Annotated in this window: 15 protein-coding genes; 8 read left to right on the top strand and 7 right to left on the bottom strand. The window is 72.5% G+C overall.

Translation table 11 applies throughout. From position 1 onward, the window contains the following. Positions 1–23: 23 nt before the first annotated feature. Positions 24–401 carry a cupin domain-containing protein gene (locus RBJ77_RS09770; RefSeq protein WP_372344593.1) on the bottom strand — a complete coding sequence of 126 codons (378 nt, stop codon included), beginning with the start codon at positions 399–401 and terminating at the stop codon, positions 24–26. A gap of 127 nt (positions 402–528) precedes the next feature. Here RBJ77_RS09770 and RBJ77_RS09765 point away from each other — a divergent pair, with 127 nt between their 5' ends. Together RBJ77_RS09765 and RBJ77_RS09760 are read left to right on the top strand one after the other, a co-directional pair. After that, the gene (locus RBJ77_RS09765) at positions 529–975 is read left to right on the top strand and encodes a MarR family winged helix-turn-helix transcriptional regulator (protein ID WP_372344592.1); all 447 of its coding nucleotides are present in this window, start codon (positions 529–531) and stop codon (positions 973–975) included. Between the two features lie 157 nt (positions 976–1,132). Beyond that, complete coding sequence (locus RBJ77_RS09760; RefSeq protein ID WP_372344591.1) at positions 1,133–2,002, top strand: esterase/lipase family protein; 870 nt, start codon at positions 1,133–1,135, stop codon at positions 2,000–2,002. A gap of 80 nt (positions 2,003–2,082) precedes the next feature. Here RBJ77_RS09760 and RBJ77_RS09755 read toward each other — a convergent pair whose 3' ends face one another. The 3 genes from RBJ77_RS09755 to RBJ77_RS09745 form a co-directional block, all read right to left on the bottom strand. After that, positions 2,083–3,084 carry a lytic polysaccharide monooxygenase gene (locus tag RBJ77_RS09755; RefSeq protein WP_372344590.1) on the bottom strand — a complete coding sequence of 334 codons (1,002 nt, stop codon included), beginning with the start codon at positions 3,082–3,084 and terminating at the stop codon, positions 2,083–2,085. Positions 3,085–3,259: 175 nt separating this feature from the next. Continuing rightward, entirely contained in the window at positions 3,260–4,639 is a 1,380-nt protein-coding gene (locus RBJ77_RS09750; protein ID WP_372344589.1) for an FG-GAP repeat domain-containing protein, read from the bottom strand. Continuing rightward, entirely contained in the window at positions 4,636–5,325 is a 690-nt protein-coding gene (locus RBJ77_RS09745; protein ID WP_372344588.1) for a response regulator, read from the bottom strand. Before RBJ77_RS09745 ends, RBJ77_RS09750 begins: the two co-directional genes overlap by 4 nt. 135 nt (positions 5,326–5,460) lie before the next feature. On the opposite strand from RBJ77_RS09745, the gene RBJ77_RS09740 reads away from it, so the two are divergent. Genes RBJ77_RS09740 through RBJ77_RS09720 form a run of 5 tightly spaced genes read left to right on the top strand, consistent with a single transcriptional unit; the run spans position 5,461 to position 9,293 of the window. Next, positions 5,461–6,444, top strand: coding sequence for a Bug family tripartite tricarboxylate transporter substrate binding protein (locus tag RBJ77_RS09740; protein ID WP_372344587.1), 984 nt, complete (start codon positions 5,461–5,463; stop codon positions 6,442–6,444). Next, positions 6,441–6,971: a tripartite tricarboxylate transporter TctB family protein gene (locus RBJ77_RS09735; protein ID WP_372344586.1), complete on the top strand. Its 531-nt coding sequence runs from the start codon at positions 6,441–6,443 to the stop codon at positions 6,969–6,971. Before RBJ77_RS09740 ends, RBJ77_RS09735 begins: the two co-directional genes overlap by 4 nt. Positions 6,972–6,975: 4 nt before the next feature. Then, positions 6,976–8,484, top strand: coding sequence for a tripartite tricarboxylate transporter permease (locus RBJ77_RS09730; RefSeq protein WP_372344585.1), 1,509 nt, complete (start codon positions 6,976–6,978; stop codon positions 8,482–8,484). Continuing rightward, positions 8,481–8,939 carry a GNAT family N-acetyltransferase gene (locus RBJ77_RS09725; protein ID WP_372344584.1) on the top strand — a complete coding sequence of 153 codons (459 nt, stop codon included), beginning with the start codon at positions 8,481–8,483 and terminating at the stop codon, positions 8,937–8,939. The genes RBJ77_RS09730 and RBJ77_RS09725 overlap by 4 nt, the downstream gene beginning before the upstream one ends. A gap of 9 nt (positions 8,940–8,948) precedes the next feature. Further along, positions 8,949–9,293 carry a hypothetical protein gene (locus tag RBJ77_RS09720; RefSeq protein ID WP_372344583.1) on the top strand — a complete coding sequence of 115 codons (345 nt, stop codon included), beginning with the start codon at positions 8,949–8,951 and terminating at the stop codon, positions 9,291–9,293. A 52-nt stretch (positions 9,294–9,345) separates the two neighbouring features. On the opposite strand, the gene RBJ77_RS09715 is transcribed toward RBJ77_RS09720, so the two are convergent. From RBJ77_RS09715 to RBJ77_RS09705, 3 genes are all read right to left on the bottom strand, one after another. After that, positions 9,346–9,483 (bottom strand): hypothetical protein, encoded by a 138-nt coding sequence (locus tag RBJ77_RS09715; protein ID WP_255971420.1) that lies wholly within the window; start codon positions 9,481–9,483, stop codon positions 9,346–9,348. Between the two features lie 275 nt (positions 9,484–9,758). Next, positions 9,759–10,259: a DUF402 domain-containing protein gene (locus RBJ77_RS09710; RefSeq protein WP_372344582.1), complete on the bottom strand. Its 501-nt coding sequence runs from the start codon at positions 10,257–10,259 to the stop codon at positions 9,759–9,761. Next, a complete protein-coding gene (locus RBJ77_RS09705; RefSeq protein ID WP_372344581.1) occupies positions 10,237–11,169 on the bottom strand; it encodes a GNAT family N-acetyltransferase in 933 nt (310 codons plus the stop codon). The genes RBJ77_RS09710 and RBJ77_RS09705 overlap by 23 nt, the downstream gene beginning before the upstream one ends. A gap of 70 nt (positions 11,170–11,239) precedes the next feature. On the opposite strand from RBJ77_RS09705, the gene RBJ77_RS09700 reads away from it, so the two are divergent. Further along, on the top strand, positions 11,240–11,605 hold the full coding sequence (locus RBJ77_RS09700; RefSeq protein ID WP_372344580.1) for a GntR family transcriptional regulator: 366 nt from the start codon (positions 11,240–11,242) through the stop codon (positions 11,603–11,605). The last annotated feature ends 176 nt before the right edge of the window (positions 11,606–11,781 follow it).

Genomic DNA, 11,781 nt, shown 5'->3' with positions numbered 1-11,781 from the left:
CCGGGGCCGCCGGGCCGCACGGCTCAGGCGTTGGCCCACGGCGGGGAGATCCGGGTCCCGTCCGCCAGCTCCGCCTCCAGGCCCACCGACGTCGTCACCCACATCGTCGCCGGGGCGTCCGTCGGGTTCTCGACCCCGAGCTTCGTGCCCGCGTTCACGATCGCCGTGTCGCCGGGGGCGAGGGTGTGGGCGGCGCCGTCGAGGGTGAGGCGCAGGGAGCCGGTGAGCAGGTGGAGGACCTCCTCCCGCGTGACCGTGTGGGCCGGGCCCTTCGTGCCCGCCGGGATCTCGCCCCGCCAGGCCGCCAGCTCCTTGCTGCCGGTGCCGGGCGTGGCGTACGAGACGAAGCGGACGCCGTGCATCTCGTGGACGACGGCTTCGGATGCGCGAACTACGGGCATTTGGCTGCTCCTTCGTGTGCGGCGAGGGGTGATGGGCCGGGCGGCGCCGCGGCTCTCAGATGGTCAAGCTCCTTGACCATATAGTCAGGCTGCTTGACCAGTTCGTCAAGGGTGTTTCAATGACTGCGTGCAGAACTCCGATGCCATGGCCCTGACCGCCGCCCTGCTCGCCGCCGCGGGCGAGCTCACGCAGCGCATCCACGAGGGCGTGCTGGCCAGGGGGTTCGAGGGGGTGCGGCCCGCGCACGGGTTCGCCTTCATGCGGTTGTCCATGGGGGACGCGACGGCCACCGACCTCGCCGTCCACCTCGGCGTGACCAAGCAGGCCGCCAGTCAGCTCGTCGACGAGCTGGTGCGCAAGGGGTACGTGGAGCGCCGGCCCCACCCGGTCGACGCGCGGGCCCGGCTCGTCGTGCTCACGGAGCGCGGCCGGGCCTGCACCCGGGCCGCCGAGGACGCGGCCGCCGACGCGGTGCGGCCGTGGGTGGAGCGGCTGGGGGAGCGCGGGGCCAGGGCGCTGGTCGAGCAGCTGACCGTCGTCGCGCCCGGCGGGCCCATACGTCCCGTCTGGTGACATCCCGTCAGGCGTTTCCCCGACAACCCCGCTCGGAAGTTTTTACCGACGCGTAACTTCACGTCTCATCTACCCGCGCGTAACTTGACGTGAGCACAGCGAATTCGCCGAACGTGCAACTTCCGTGCAACTCCCTTGAGCCGCAAGGAGATTCACGATGCTGCCCAGATCCAGGTGGAGGCGCGTGCTGCGCTCGGCGACCGTCGCCGTCGCCCTCTTCGCCGCCGGTACCTTCGCCCCGACCACCGCCGCGCACGCGGCGATCGCGTCGGCCACGTCCAGTGGCTGGAACGACTACTCCTGCAAGCCGTCCGCCGCGCACCCGCGGCCCGTCGTCCTGGTCCACGGCACGTTCGGCAACTCCGTCGACAACTGGCTCGTCCTCGCGCCCTACCTGGTGAAGCGCGGCTACTGCGTCTTCTCCCTGGACTACGGGCAGTTGCCCGGAGTGCCCCTCTTCAACGGCCTCGGCCCCATCGCCAAGTCCGCCGAGCAGCTCGACGCCTTCGTCGGCAAGGTGCGCGGGGCCACCGGCGCCGCCAAGGTCGACCTCGTCGGGCACTCGCAGGGCGGCATGATGCCGCGCTACTACCTCAAGTTCCTCGGCGGCGCCGCCGAGGTGAACGCGCTCGTCGGCATCGCGCCCGACAACCACGGCACCACGCTCTCCGGACTCACCGGCCTGCTGCCGTACTTCCCCGGCGCCAAGGACCTGCTCACCCTCGCCACCCCGTCCCTCGCCGACCAGATCGCCGGATCGGACTTCGTCACCCGGCTGAACGCGGGCGGGGACACCGTGCCGGGCGTCCACTACACCGTCATCGCCACGAAGTACGACGAGGTCGTCACCCCGTACCGGACCCAGTTCCTGGACGGACCCGACGTGCGCAACGTCGTCGTGCAGGACCTGTGCCCCGTCGACCTGTCCGAGCACGTGACCATCGGGACCGTCGACCTCGTCGCGTACCACGAGGTGGCGAACGCCCTCGACCCCGCGCACGCCACCCCGACCGACTGCTTCAACTGACCTGCATCCAACAAAAGTTGAGGGCCGCCGTCTCCCGAAGGGCAGGGAGACGGCGGCCCCGTCCGTGGCGGTGCGCCGGATCAGCGACCGTGCCGGCCACCCGTCACCGCGCGCCGCCGCACCGAGGCGAACAGGCCCGCCGCACCGATCGCCAGGGCCGCCGCGCCGCCCACCGCGATGTACGGAGTGGTGGAGTCGCCGCCGGTCTCCGCGAGGTTCTCCGAAGCGCCGTTCACCGCGGGGGAGTTGGGCGCGGCCGAACCGGCCGCCGCCGGCGCCGCCGACTCGTGGGTGTCGTGCGTCGCGGTCCCGTCACCCATGTCCATCCCGCCGTGGTCGATCGTCGACTTGTCGGCGCCGTCGGCGATCTGCTCGTCGGACGGGGCCGAGGCCTCGGGGGCGGCGGCGCCCGACCCACCCGTCCCGCCCGATCCGCCCGACGCGCCGCCGTACGTCACGTCCGAGCAGGAGTAGAACGCCTCCGGGCTGTCCGAGCGCTGCCAGATGCCGTAGATCAGCTGGCGGCCCGTGCGCTGCGGCAGCGTGCCGGAGAACGTGTAGAAGCCGCCCTCGGCCGCCGGGTCCGTCTTCGTCGCGACCGGGTTCGCCAGGTCCAGGTCGGACCACTTCAGCGGCTTCGACGGGTCGTAGCCCTGCTTCGTCATGTAGAGGTTGAAGGTGCCCTTGTGCGGGGCCGTCACCTTGTACTTGAAGGTGTACGAGCCCGCGGAGACGCTCGTCGCGGGCCAGTCGTCGCGGGCCAGGTCCATGCCCTTGAACTCGTCCGCGTTCGCCGAGCACAGCTTGCCGTCCGGGATGTTCTCCTGGTGCTTGCCGGCCGCCTCGCCGTCCCGGATGCCGTTCCAGTCGTACAGCGCCTGCGTGCCGCCCGCCGCGACCGCCGCCTTGCACGCCGCCGACGTCGGGTTCTCGGCGCCCTCGGCGTAGCAGGCCGCGACCCGGCTGACCGGATCGCCGAGCGTGCCGTGCGCCGCCGCGGGAGTGGTGGCGAGGGCGGCCAGGGCGAGGGAGCCCCCGGCGGTGGTGGCGAGGGCGGTGAGCCGGCGACGGCGTGCGGGCATGGGGGTACTCCTTGGACGTACGAACGGGGGGTTGTGCCAAGGAAGTTAGCCCGGGAAACGGCGCCCGTGGGGCGCACCGAGGGGTCTGAGTCGATCTTTATGGCGCACTTAAGGCCGGGCTCAGACTCTGATCAGAGAAGGCGCCCGGCACCTCCGCCGGAAGGTGCCGCGCCCCTCAGTCGAGATCCTCCGCCGGGAAGTACCGCTGGTACGCCATCCCCGAGTCGGTGCCGCGCAGCACCCAGAAGGCCTCGGGGATCCGCCACTGCCCGTTCTTGTCGCCGTAGGCCGCGAACACCACGTCCAGGTGCCCGTCGCCATCGGTGTCCAGCAGCGGTCCTGTGACGGCGAGCGGGTCGCGGGACCGGCCGCCGTCCGGGACGCCGGGACTGTCCAGGGTGACCGTCTTCATGTCACCGGCGAGCCCGCCGAGCACGTCGGGCATCAGCCAGATCGCGCCGCCGCTGTCGGCGCCGCCGCCCGATGAGCCGACGAAGTCGGGCCTGCCGTCACCGGTCACGTCGCCCAGCGCCGTACCGTCGACGCCCCCGTACGCCGGCGCGTTCTCGGAGCCCGGTGCCGGGGCGTCCCGCAGCCCGTCCTCCGTACCGGTCTGCGGACCCGCGCGGGTACTGAGCCAGTAGCCGACGCCCGTCCCCGCCCGCCGCACGGACAGGCCCGCCGCGTACAGGTCGTCGATGCCGTCGCCGTTCAGGTCCCCGGCCTCCCCGGCCAGACCGTCGATCTCGTCGGTGTGCCCGAGGCGTTCGGTGAGCTTCAGCCCCCGTGGACCGCCGCGCAGATAGTGCCGTGCGTCGATCCGCTGGTAGCCGCCGTCGCTCTCCATGCCCGGGTCGGTCCAGCGGAACCACAGGGCCAGGTCGGTCGCCCCGTCGCCGTCGAAGTCGCCGCTCAGGACGTGCACGGGGACCGTCTCCCTGCGGTGGCCGTCGGTCAGCGTCTGGGTGCGGGCGGGTACGGCGCCGCGCCGGACCGGACCGAACCACACCGTTCCCTCGGGGCCCCGGTCCTCGCCGGGGAAGAACAGGTCGGTGTGCCCGTCGCCGTCGAAGTCGCCGACGGCCGCCGGGCTCTTCGGCGCTCCGGTGAGCCGCCGCAGCCCGCTCACCCCGCGCGGCCCGCCCCACAGCACGGAGGGGCCGCCGGACTCCGGCGCGTGGATCAGGTCGGTGAAGCCGTCGTCGTCCAGATCGACGCGCAGCAGCCGGCTCTGCCCGTACTGGGCCCGCTGCCGGGACGTCGTCGGGGGCGACGGCAGCCGGGCCACCGTGCGCCGCCGCGGATCGAGACCGTGCCGCGAGCCGTACACCACCGCCACGCTGCGGTCCGCCAGTACTGCCGCGAAGTCGTCGTAGCCGTCCCCGTTCAGGTCCCCCGGCCTGGGATCGGGGGAGGCGCTGCCGGCCGCCGGGCGCAGCGGAGCGGACTGCCGGCCGCCCGCCGCGGTGCAGCCCGCCGCCGGCAGCACGGTGACCAGCACGGCCACGGCCGCCCTGACGAGCCGCCCCCGCCCGCGCGGGCCCGCCCCGGTCATGCCACCCACCGGTACCTGCGCTCGGGCCGCCCGGTTCCGCCGTACCGCAGGGACACCCGCGCCCGCCCCGTCTCCGTGAAGAACTCCAGGTAGCGGCGGGCGCTCACCCGGGACAGGGTGCCCGCCCGCTCGGCGCACTCCGTCGCCGACAGGCCCTCCGGGTGGCCGCGCAGCGTGCGCTCCACCAGGTCCGCGGTGTGCGCGGCGAGGCCCTTCGGGAGTTCGCGGGAGCCGGGCGGGCGGGCGCCGAAGATCTGGTCCACGTCCTCCTGGCGGGCCTCGTCGAGACCGTCGAGCCGCGCCCGCACCGCCGCCACGTGCCTCAACTGCTCATGCAACGCCGCCCGGTTGAACGGTTTGATGAGGTAGTGCACGGCCCCCGCCCGCAACGCGGCCCGGATGACCTCGGCGTCCCGCGCCGCCGTGATGAACAGCGCGTCCACCGGGGTCCGGGACGGATCGCGCTCCTCGGCCGCCCGCAGTTCCCTGAGCACCTCGATGCCGTCCATGTCCGGCAAGTACACGTCCAGGAGCACCAGATCGGGGCGGAGCGACTCAGCGGCCCGGAGCGCCTCCGTGCCGCTGTGCGCCACGCCCGCCACCGCGAATCCGTCCATCGCGGACACATAGCGTCCGTGCAGCTTGGCGACCATGAAGTCGTCGTCCACGACCAGCACCTTCGTCACGGGCGCAGGGTAGGCGCGCGACCACAAGGACCACAACGTTCCTTGCTTGCGGAAGAGAGACAGGTCGTTCACGCGTGGGCAACATGTGGGCCACCTCACACGAACCCGTACTCGAACCAGTAGGTGGTGGCACTCGTGCGCCTGCGCACACTCCTCGCCCCGGTCGGGGCCGCGCTGCTCGTCCTGGTGGGGCCGCCGCTGCTCACCACGGGCAGCGGCGCCGACACCGGTACGCAGATCCCCGGCCTGCGCCTCATGGTCCCCAACACGCCGGGCGGCGGCTACGACATCACGGCACGCACCGCCGCCAAGAACGCCGAGGACGCCGGACTCACCCACAACATCGAGGTGTTCAACCTGCCGGGCGCGGGCGGCACCGTCGGACTGACCCGGCTCGTCGGCGAGCACGGCAACGGCAAACTCGCCATGTCCATGGGCCTCGGCGTCGTCGGCGCCGCACGCTCCAACCACTCCCCGAAGACCCTCGCCGACACCACCCCCATCGCCCGGCTCACCGAGGAGCCGGACGTCGTCGTGGTCGCCAAGGACTCCCCGTACCGGGACATCGGACAGCTCGTCGCCGCCTGGAAGAAGAACCCCGGCAAGCTCCCCGTCGGCGGCGGCTCCTCGCCCGGCGGACCCGACCACCTCGCCCCGATGCTGATGGCGCGCGCCGCCGGGATCGCGCCCAAGCAGGTCAACTACGTCCCCTTCGACGGCGGCGGCGAACTCCTCGCCTCCATCCTCGGCAACAAGGTGGCCTTCGGCGTCTCCGGCGTCGGCGAGTACCTCGACCAGATCAGAAGCGGCGAACTGCGCCTCCTCGCCGTCACCGGACCCGAACGGGTCGCGGGCCTCGACGGCCCCACGCTCCAGGAGTCCGGCTACGACGTCGACTTCACCAACTGGCGCGGCATCGTCGCCCCACCCGGCCTCAGCGACACCCAGCGCGCCAAACTCACCGGCCTCGTACGGAAGTTGCACGCCTCCGACGAATGGAAGAAGTCGCTGGAGAAGAACGGCTGGGACGACGCGTTCCTCACCGGCGACGACTTCGGGACCTTCCTCGAAGCCCAGGACAAGCGGGTCGTGTCCGTACTGAAGGAGCTGGGACTGTGACCGCCACCGACCTCCGCGAGGACCGGGAGACCCGCCGCTCCTGGCTGCGCGAACACTCCGAACTCGGCGTCTGCGTCCTGCTGCTGGCGCTCGGCGCCCTCGTCCTCACCGACGCGCTCACCATGGACGTCGACATCGCCCAGCGCGGCCCCGTCGGACCGAGGACCGTACCGGTCGTCGTCGGCGCCGGACTGCTCGTCGTCGCCGTGCTGCTCGCCGTCGACGTGCTGCGCGGCGGCCGCGGCGAGGCCGAGGGCGGCGAGGACGTCGACCTGTCCGAACCCGCCGACTGGCGCACCGTCCTGCTGCTCGCCGGGGTGTTCCTCGCCACCGCCGTCCTCATCGAACCGCTCGGCTTCCCGATCGCCGGCGCCCTGCTGTTCTGGGGCGCGGCCCACGCCCTCGGCAGCAGGAACGTCCACCGCGACCCCCTGATCGCGGCAGCCCTCTCCCTGGCCACCTTCGTCGTCTTCAACAACCTGCTCGGCGTACCCCTGCCGGGCGGCCCCCTGATGGGAGTGCTGTGACGCCATGAATGCCCTCAACTCCCTTCTGGACGGCTTCGGTACGGCCCTCACCCCCATCAACCTCCTGTGGGCGGCGATCGGCGTGCTGCTCGGCACCGCCATCGGCGTCCTGCCCGGCATCGGCCCCGCCATGGCCGTCGCCCTGCTCCTCCCGGTGACGTACGGACTCGAACCCACCGGCGCGTTCATCATGTTCGCGGGCATCTACTACGGCGCCATGTTCGGCGGCTCGACGACCTCCATCCTGCTCAACACCCCGGGGGAGAGCGCCGCGGTCGTCGCCGCCATGGAGGGCAACCCCATGGCCAAGGCGGGACGCGGCGCGCAGGCCCTCGCGGCCGCCGCCATCGGGCACTTCGCCGGCGGCATGATCGGCACGATCCTGCTCGTCGCCCTCGCGCCCAAGGTCGCCTCGCTCGCCGTCGACATCGGCGCGCCCGACTACTTCGCCATCATGGTCCTCGCGTTCATCGCCGTGACGTCCGTCCTCGGCTCGTCCCGCGTCCGCGGACTCGCCTCCCTGCTCATCGGCCTCACCATCGGCCTGGTCGGCCTCGACCAGATGACCGGCCAACAGCGGCTCACCTTCGGGTCGTTGCAGCTCGCCGACGGCATCGACGTCGTCATCGTCGCCGTCGGACTCTTCGCGATCGGCGAGGCACTGTGGGTCGCCGCGCACCTGCGGCGCACCAGCGGCGAGGCGATCCCCGTCGGCCGCCCCTGGCTCGGCCGGTCCGACGTGCGGCGCACCTGGAAGTCCTGGCTGCGCGGCCCCCTCATCGGCTTCCCGTTCGGCGCGATCCCCGCGGGCGGCGCCGAGATCCCCACCTTCCTCTCCTACGTCACCGAGAAGCGCCTGTCCAAGCACCAGGACGAGTGGGGCAAGGGCGCCATCGAAGGCGTGGCGGGACCCGAGTCCGCGTCCTCCGCTTCGGCGGCGGGCACCCTCGTCTCCATGCTCACCCTCGGCCTCCCCACGACCGCCGTCGCCGCCGTCATGCTGGCCGCCTTCCAGCAGTACGGCATCCAGCCCGGCCCCCTCCTCTTCGAACGCGAACCGGACCTGGTCTGGGGCCTGATCGCGTCCCTGTTCGTCGGCATGGTGCTGCTGCTGGCCCTCAACCTGCCGCTCGCCCCGGTCTGGGCGAAGCTGCTGCGCATCCCCCGCCCCTACCTCTACGCCGGCATCCTGTTCTTCGCGGCGGTCGGCGCCTACGCCGTCGGCGGCGAGGCGATCGACCTCGTCATCCTGCTGATCATCGGCCTCATCGGCTTCGGCATGCGCCGCTACGGACTGCCCGTGCTGCCCGCCGTCATCGGCGTCATCCTCGGCCCGAACGCCGAACAGCAGCTGCGCCGCGCCCTGCAGATCAGCGACGGCAGCGTCAGCGGACTCGTCGACACGCCCTTCTCCGTCACGGTCTACGCGATCGTGCTCGTCATCGTGGCGTGGCCGCTGGTCAAGAAGGCGGTGGTGCGCGCACGGCGACGTGACGTAGACATGGCGGCATGAGCACCGAGCATCCCGTCCGCGTCGCCACCGCCGCCGACGTGCCGGCCGTCAAGGCCGTCACCGACGCGGCGTACCACCCCTACATCGCCAGGATCGGCGTCGTCCCCCAGCCGATGGAGGCCGACCACGCCGCGAACGTGGCGGCCGGCCTGGTGCACGTCACGGGGGAACCGGAGGTCGTCGGCCTCGTCGTGGTCGAGGCACGCCCCGACCACCTCTTCCTCGACAGCATCGCGGTCCACCCCGACGCCCACGGCCAGGGGGTGGGCCGCACCCTGCTCGCCTTCGTCGACGACCACGCACGCAGCCTGGGCCTGCCCGAGATCCGGCTCTACACCAACGCGCTGATGTGGGAGAACCAGAAGATCTACCCCCGGTACGGGTACGAGGTCGTGGAGCGCCGCGTCGACGGTCCCTACGACCGCATCCACTACCGCAAGCACGTCCGGCCGTAGGCGCCCGGCATGCACGACACCCTCACCGAGCACGCCCGCTGCCTCTACGGCGACGAGTACCGGCCCGTGCCGGACTGCGGCCGGGAACACCGCGAGCACCTCTTCGTCGAGGAACTGACCTTCGCCGACGCCGACGACATCCTCGGCATGCTGCGCGCACTCAGCCCGCACCTGGTCGACGGCAACCTGCCCGTATGGATCCGGAACCTGGCCTACCGACTGGTGCTGCTGCAACGCCCCGACGAGCCCGGCCTGCTGCGCGAGGCCGCACAGAGCCTGTGGCTGCACGGGCCGGACTGGGACGGTGTCGCGGCGGAACTGGAGCGGCGGGCCGACGTCCTCGACGCCGGCTGACCGCGGTCCGTACCGCCGCCGGACTCACCCGGGTCTCATCGGACCGGCCCCGCTACTCGTCCGGCCACCACGTCTTGCGCACGTCCTTGCGCACTTCGGGCCGCTCGCGCTTGCGCTCGGCGGCATCGTCCTGCAACCGGCGCGTGATGACGCTCGCTCCGGTCGGCTTGTGCATGGTCACTCGGCGCATGATGCCTCCTGTACCTACACGGATCCCAACGTGGTGCCGTTGTAGACCTGTTCCCGGAGGGTCGCTCATCGAAGCGCATTTGTCAGTGGCGGTTGTCACGATGTGGGGGTGACGGATTCCCCGAGCGCCGCCGACCGGGACGCGGCGGCCGCTCGACATCGGCTGCGTGACCGGCGGATCGTCGCTCCTCGCGGCCGGGCGGGGACACCAGGTGACCGGAGTGATCACATCTGGCTCACTGGGCGTGACGCCGCGTCATCGACCCGCCGCCCCTGTCACGCCAGCAGCGCGGTGAAGTCCCCGCCCTTCGCCAGCAGTTCCAGCTCGTCCAGGGCCCGCGTCGCCGCCAGCGCGGCGGCCGGGTCCCGGTCGGCGAGCCCGCTCTCGGCGAACTCGTCCTCGTCTAGCCGGATCACCTGCCCGCCGTCCGCCGACACCCACAGGTCCAGGTCGAGGTCCTCGGCCAGGAGATCCCCTTCGGCGTCGCGGACCACCGGACGCGTGATGTCGCAGTACCAGCCCTTCAGCGTGCCGTCGCCCGAGCGGACCTCCTTGATCGCGTACCAGCGGTCGCGCCAGTAGTGCTCGGTGAACGTGTCGCCGGGGCGGAACTGGACGAAGCCGAAGTCGCGGACGCCCTCGGCCGCCCAGGCGGCCCGGACGGTGACCCGCGTGCCGTCGTCGTGCAGCAGCTCCGCCGGGTAACTGATCTTCGTGCGGCCCGCCTTGACCAGGCGGACCTGGAGGGCGGTGTCAGGCGTCGAGGGTGCGGACATGGCGGATCTCCGTCGCGTCGAGGGTGTAACCGAACCACTGGTTGATCGCGAGCATCGGCGCGTTGTCCACGTCGTTGCCCGTGTACGCCACGGTGACCCCGGCGGCGCGGGCCCGGTGCAGCGAGTCGTTCTTGGCGAGCTTGGCCAGGCCGCGGCCGCGGAAGGCGCGGGCCGTGCCCGTCATCCCCGAGCTGTAGCGGCCCTCGCCGTCCGTCTCCGCGAAGGAGAACGCGGCGGGCCGGCCGTCCACCACGGCCACCGACGTCAGCGCGTGGTCGAGCAGCGGATGCCGCCAGGTGTCCGCCAGCCAGTGGTCGTAGTCGTCGAGTGCGAGCGCGATGTCGCCCGGCTCGTCGGCCGCCACCTCCGCGTCCAGGGCGAAGACCGGGCGCGGGTCGGCCGCGAAGTCGGCGAGCGTGCGCAACTCGACGCCGGGCGGCGGCAGTCGGCGGGGCGGCAGCGCGGCCCCGGTCAGGTCGAGGCGCAGGAAGCGGGCGGAGCGGCTGCGGCGGTAGCCGTGCGCGGCCGCCCACGCCAGGTTCCGCGGGCCCTCCAGGGCCCAGCAGTACACCTGCGTCGCCCCGTGCTGCGCCAGGTGCTCCTCGGCCGTGCGCAGCAGCAGCGTGCCCGCTCCGCGGTCCTCGTGGGCCGGGTGCACGTACACGTTCGCGTAGCCCTGGCCCGGCTTCGGGCTGTCGTGCGCGATGCCGACCTGGGCCGTGCCGATCGGCTCGCCGTCCGCCACCGCCACCAACTGCCGGTAGTGGGCGTCCGGGTGGGCGTGCGCCGCGTCGTACGCGACGGAGGCCGGGGTGGCGAGCATCGCCGGCAGACAGGTGCGGCGGATCCGGGCGAAGGCACCCGCGTCCTCCGGGTCGCCGGGGCGCAGCGGGCGGACGATCACGGTCATGTGGTGGCACGCTACGCGCCGATCACGACCGGGTGCCTCCCATTTTCCGGGGCTGCGGGAGAATCGGGCCGTGACCTTGAAGATCCGCATTGACGACAGTGGCGCGCCGTACGAGCAGGTGCGGGCCCAGATCTCCGAGCTGGCCAGGACCGGGGCGCTGCCCGTCGGCTACAAGCTGCCCACGGTGCGGGGCCTGGCCGAGGAGCTGGGGCTCGCCGCGAACACGGTGGCCAAGGCGTACCGGGCCCTGGAGACGGACGGGGTGATCGAGACGCGAGGGCGCAACGGGACGTTCGTCGCGGCGGCGGGGGACGCGGCGGAGCGGGAGGCGTCGGTGGCGGCGCAGGGTTTTGCCGAGCGGGTGCGGAGGCTCGGGTTGTCGGAGGAGCAGGCGCTGGCCGCGGTGCGGGACGCTCTGCGCGCGGCGTACACGTAGGCTCCGCGCCGCTGCGGGTGTCCCTCTCGTCGCCGACTGCGGGCCGGTGGGGCTTCTCGCGCAGTTCCCCGCGCCCCTGAGATGCGCACTGCGTGCGGCATCTCCCCACCGGGGAAGGCTGCGCGCCAGCGCACGCCTTCAGGGGCGCGGGGAACTGCGCGCCCAGCCCCCACCGA

The sequence above is a fragment of the Streptomyces sp. KL116D genome (assembly GCF_030766975.1).
Classification (GTDB): domain Bacteria; phylum Actinomycetota; class Actinomycetes; order Streptomycetales; family Streptomycetaceae; genus Streptomyces; species Streptomyces longispororuber_A.
Note: the sequence above shows the minus strand (reverse complement) of the source record. Positions and strands in the feature narration are given on the sequence as shown.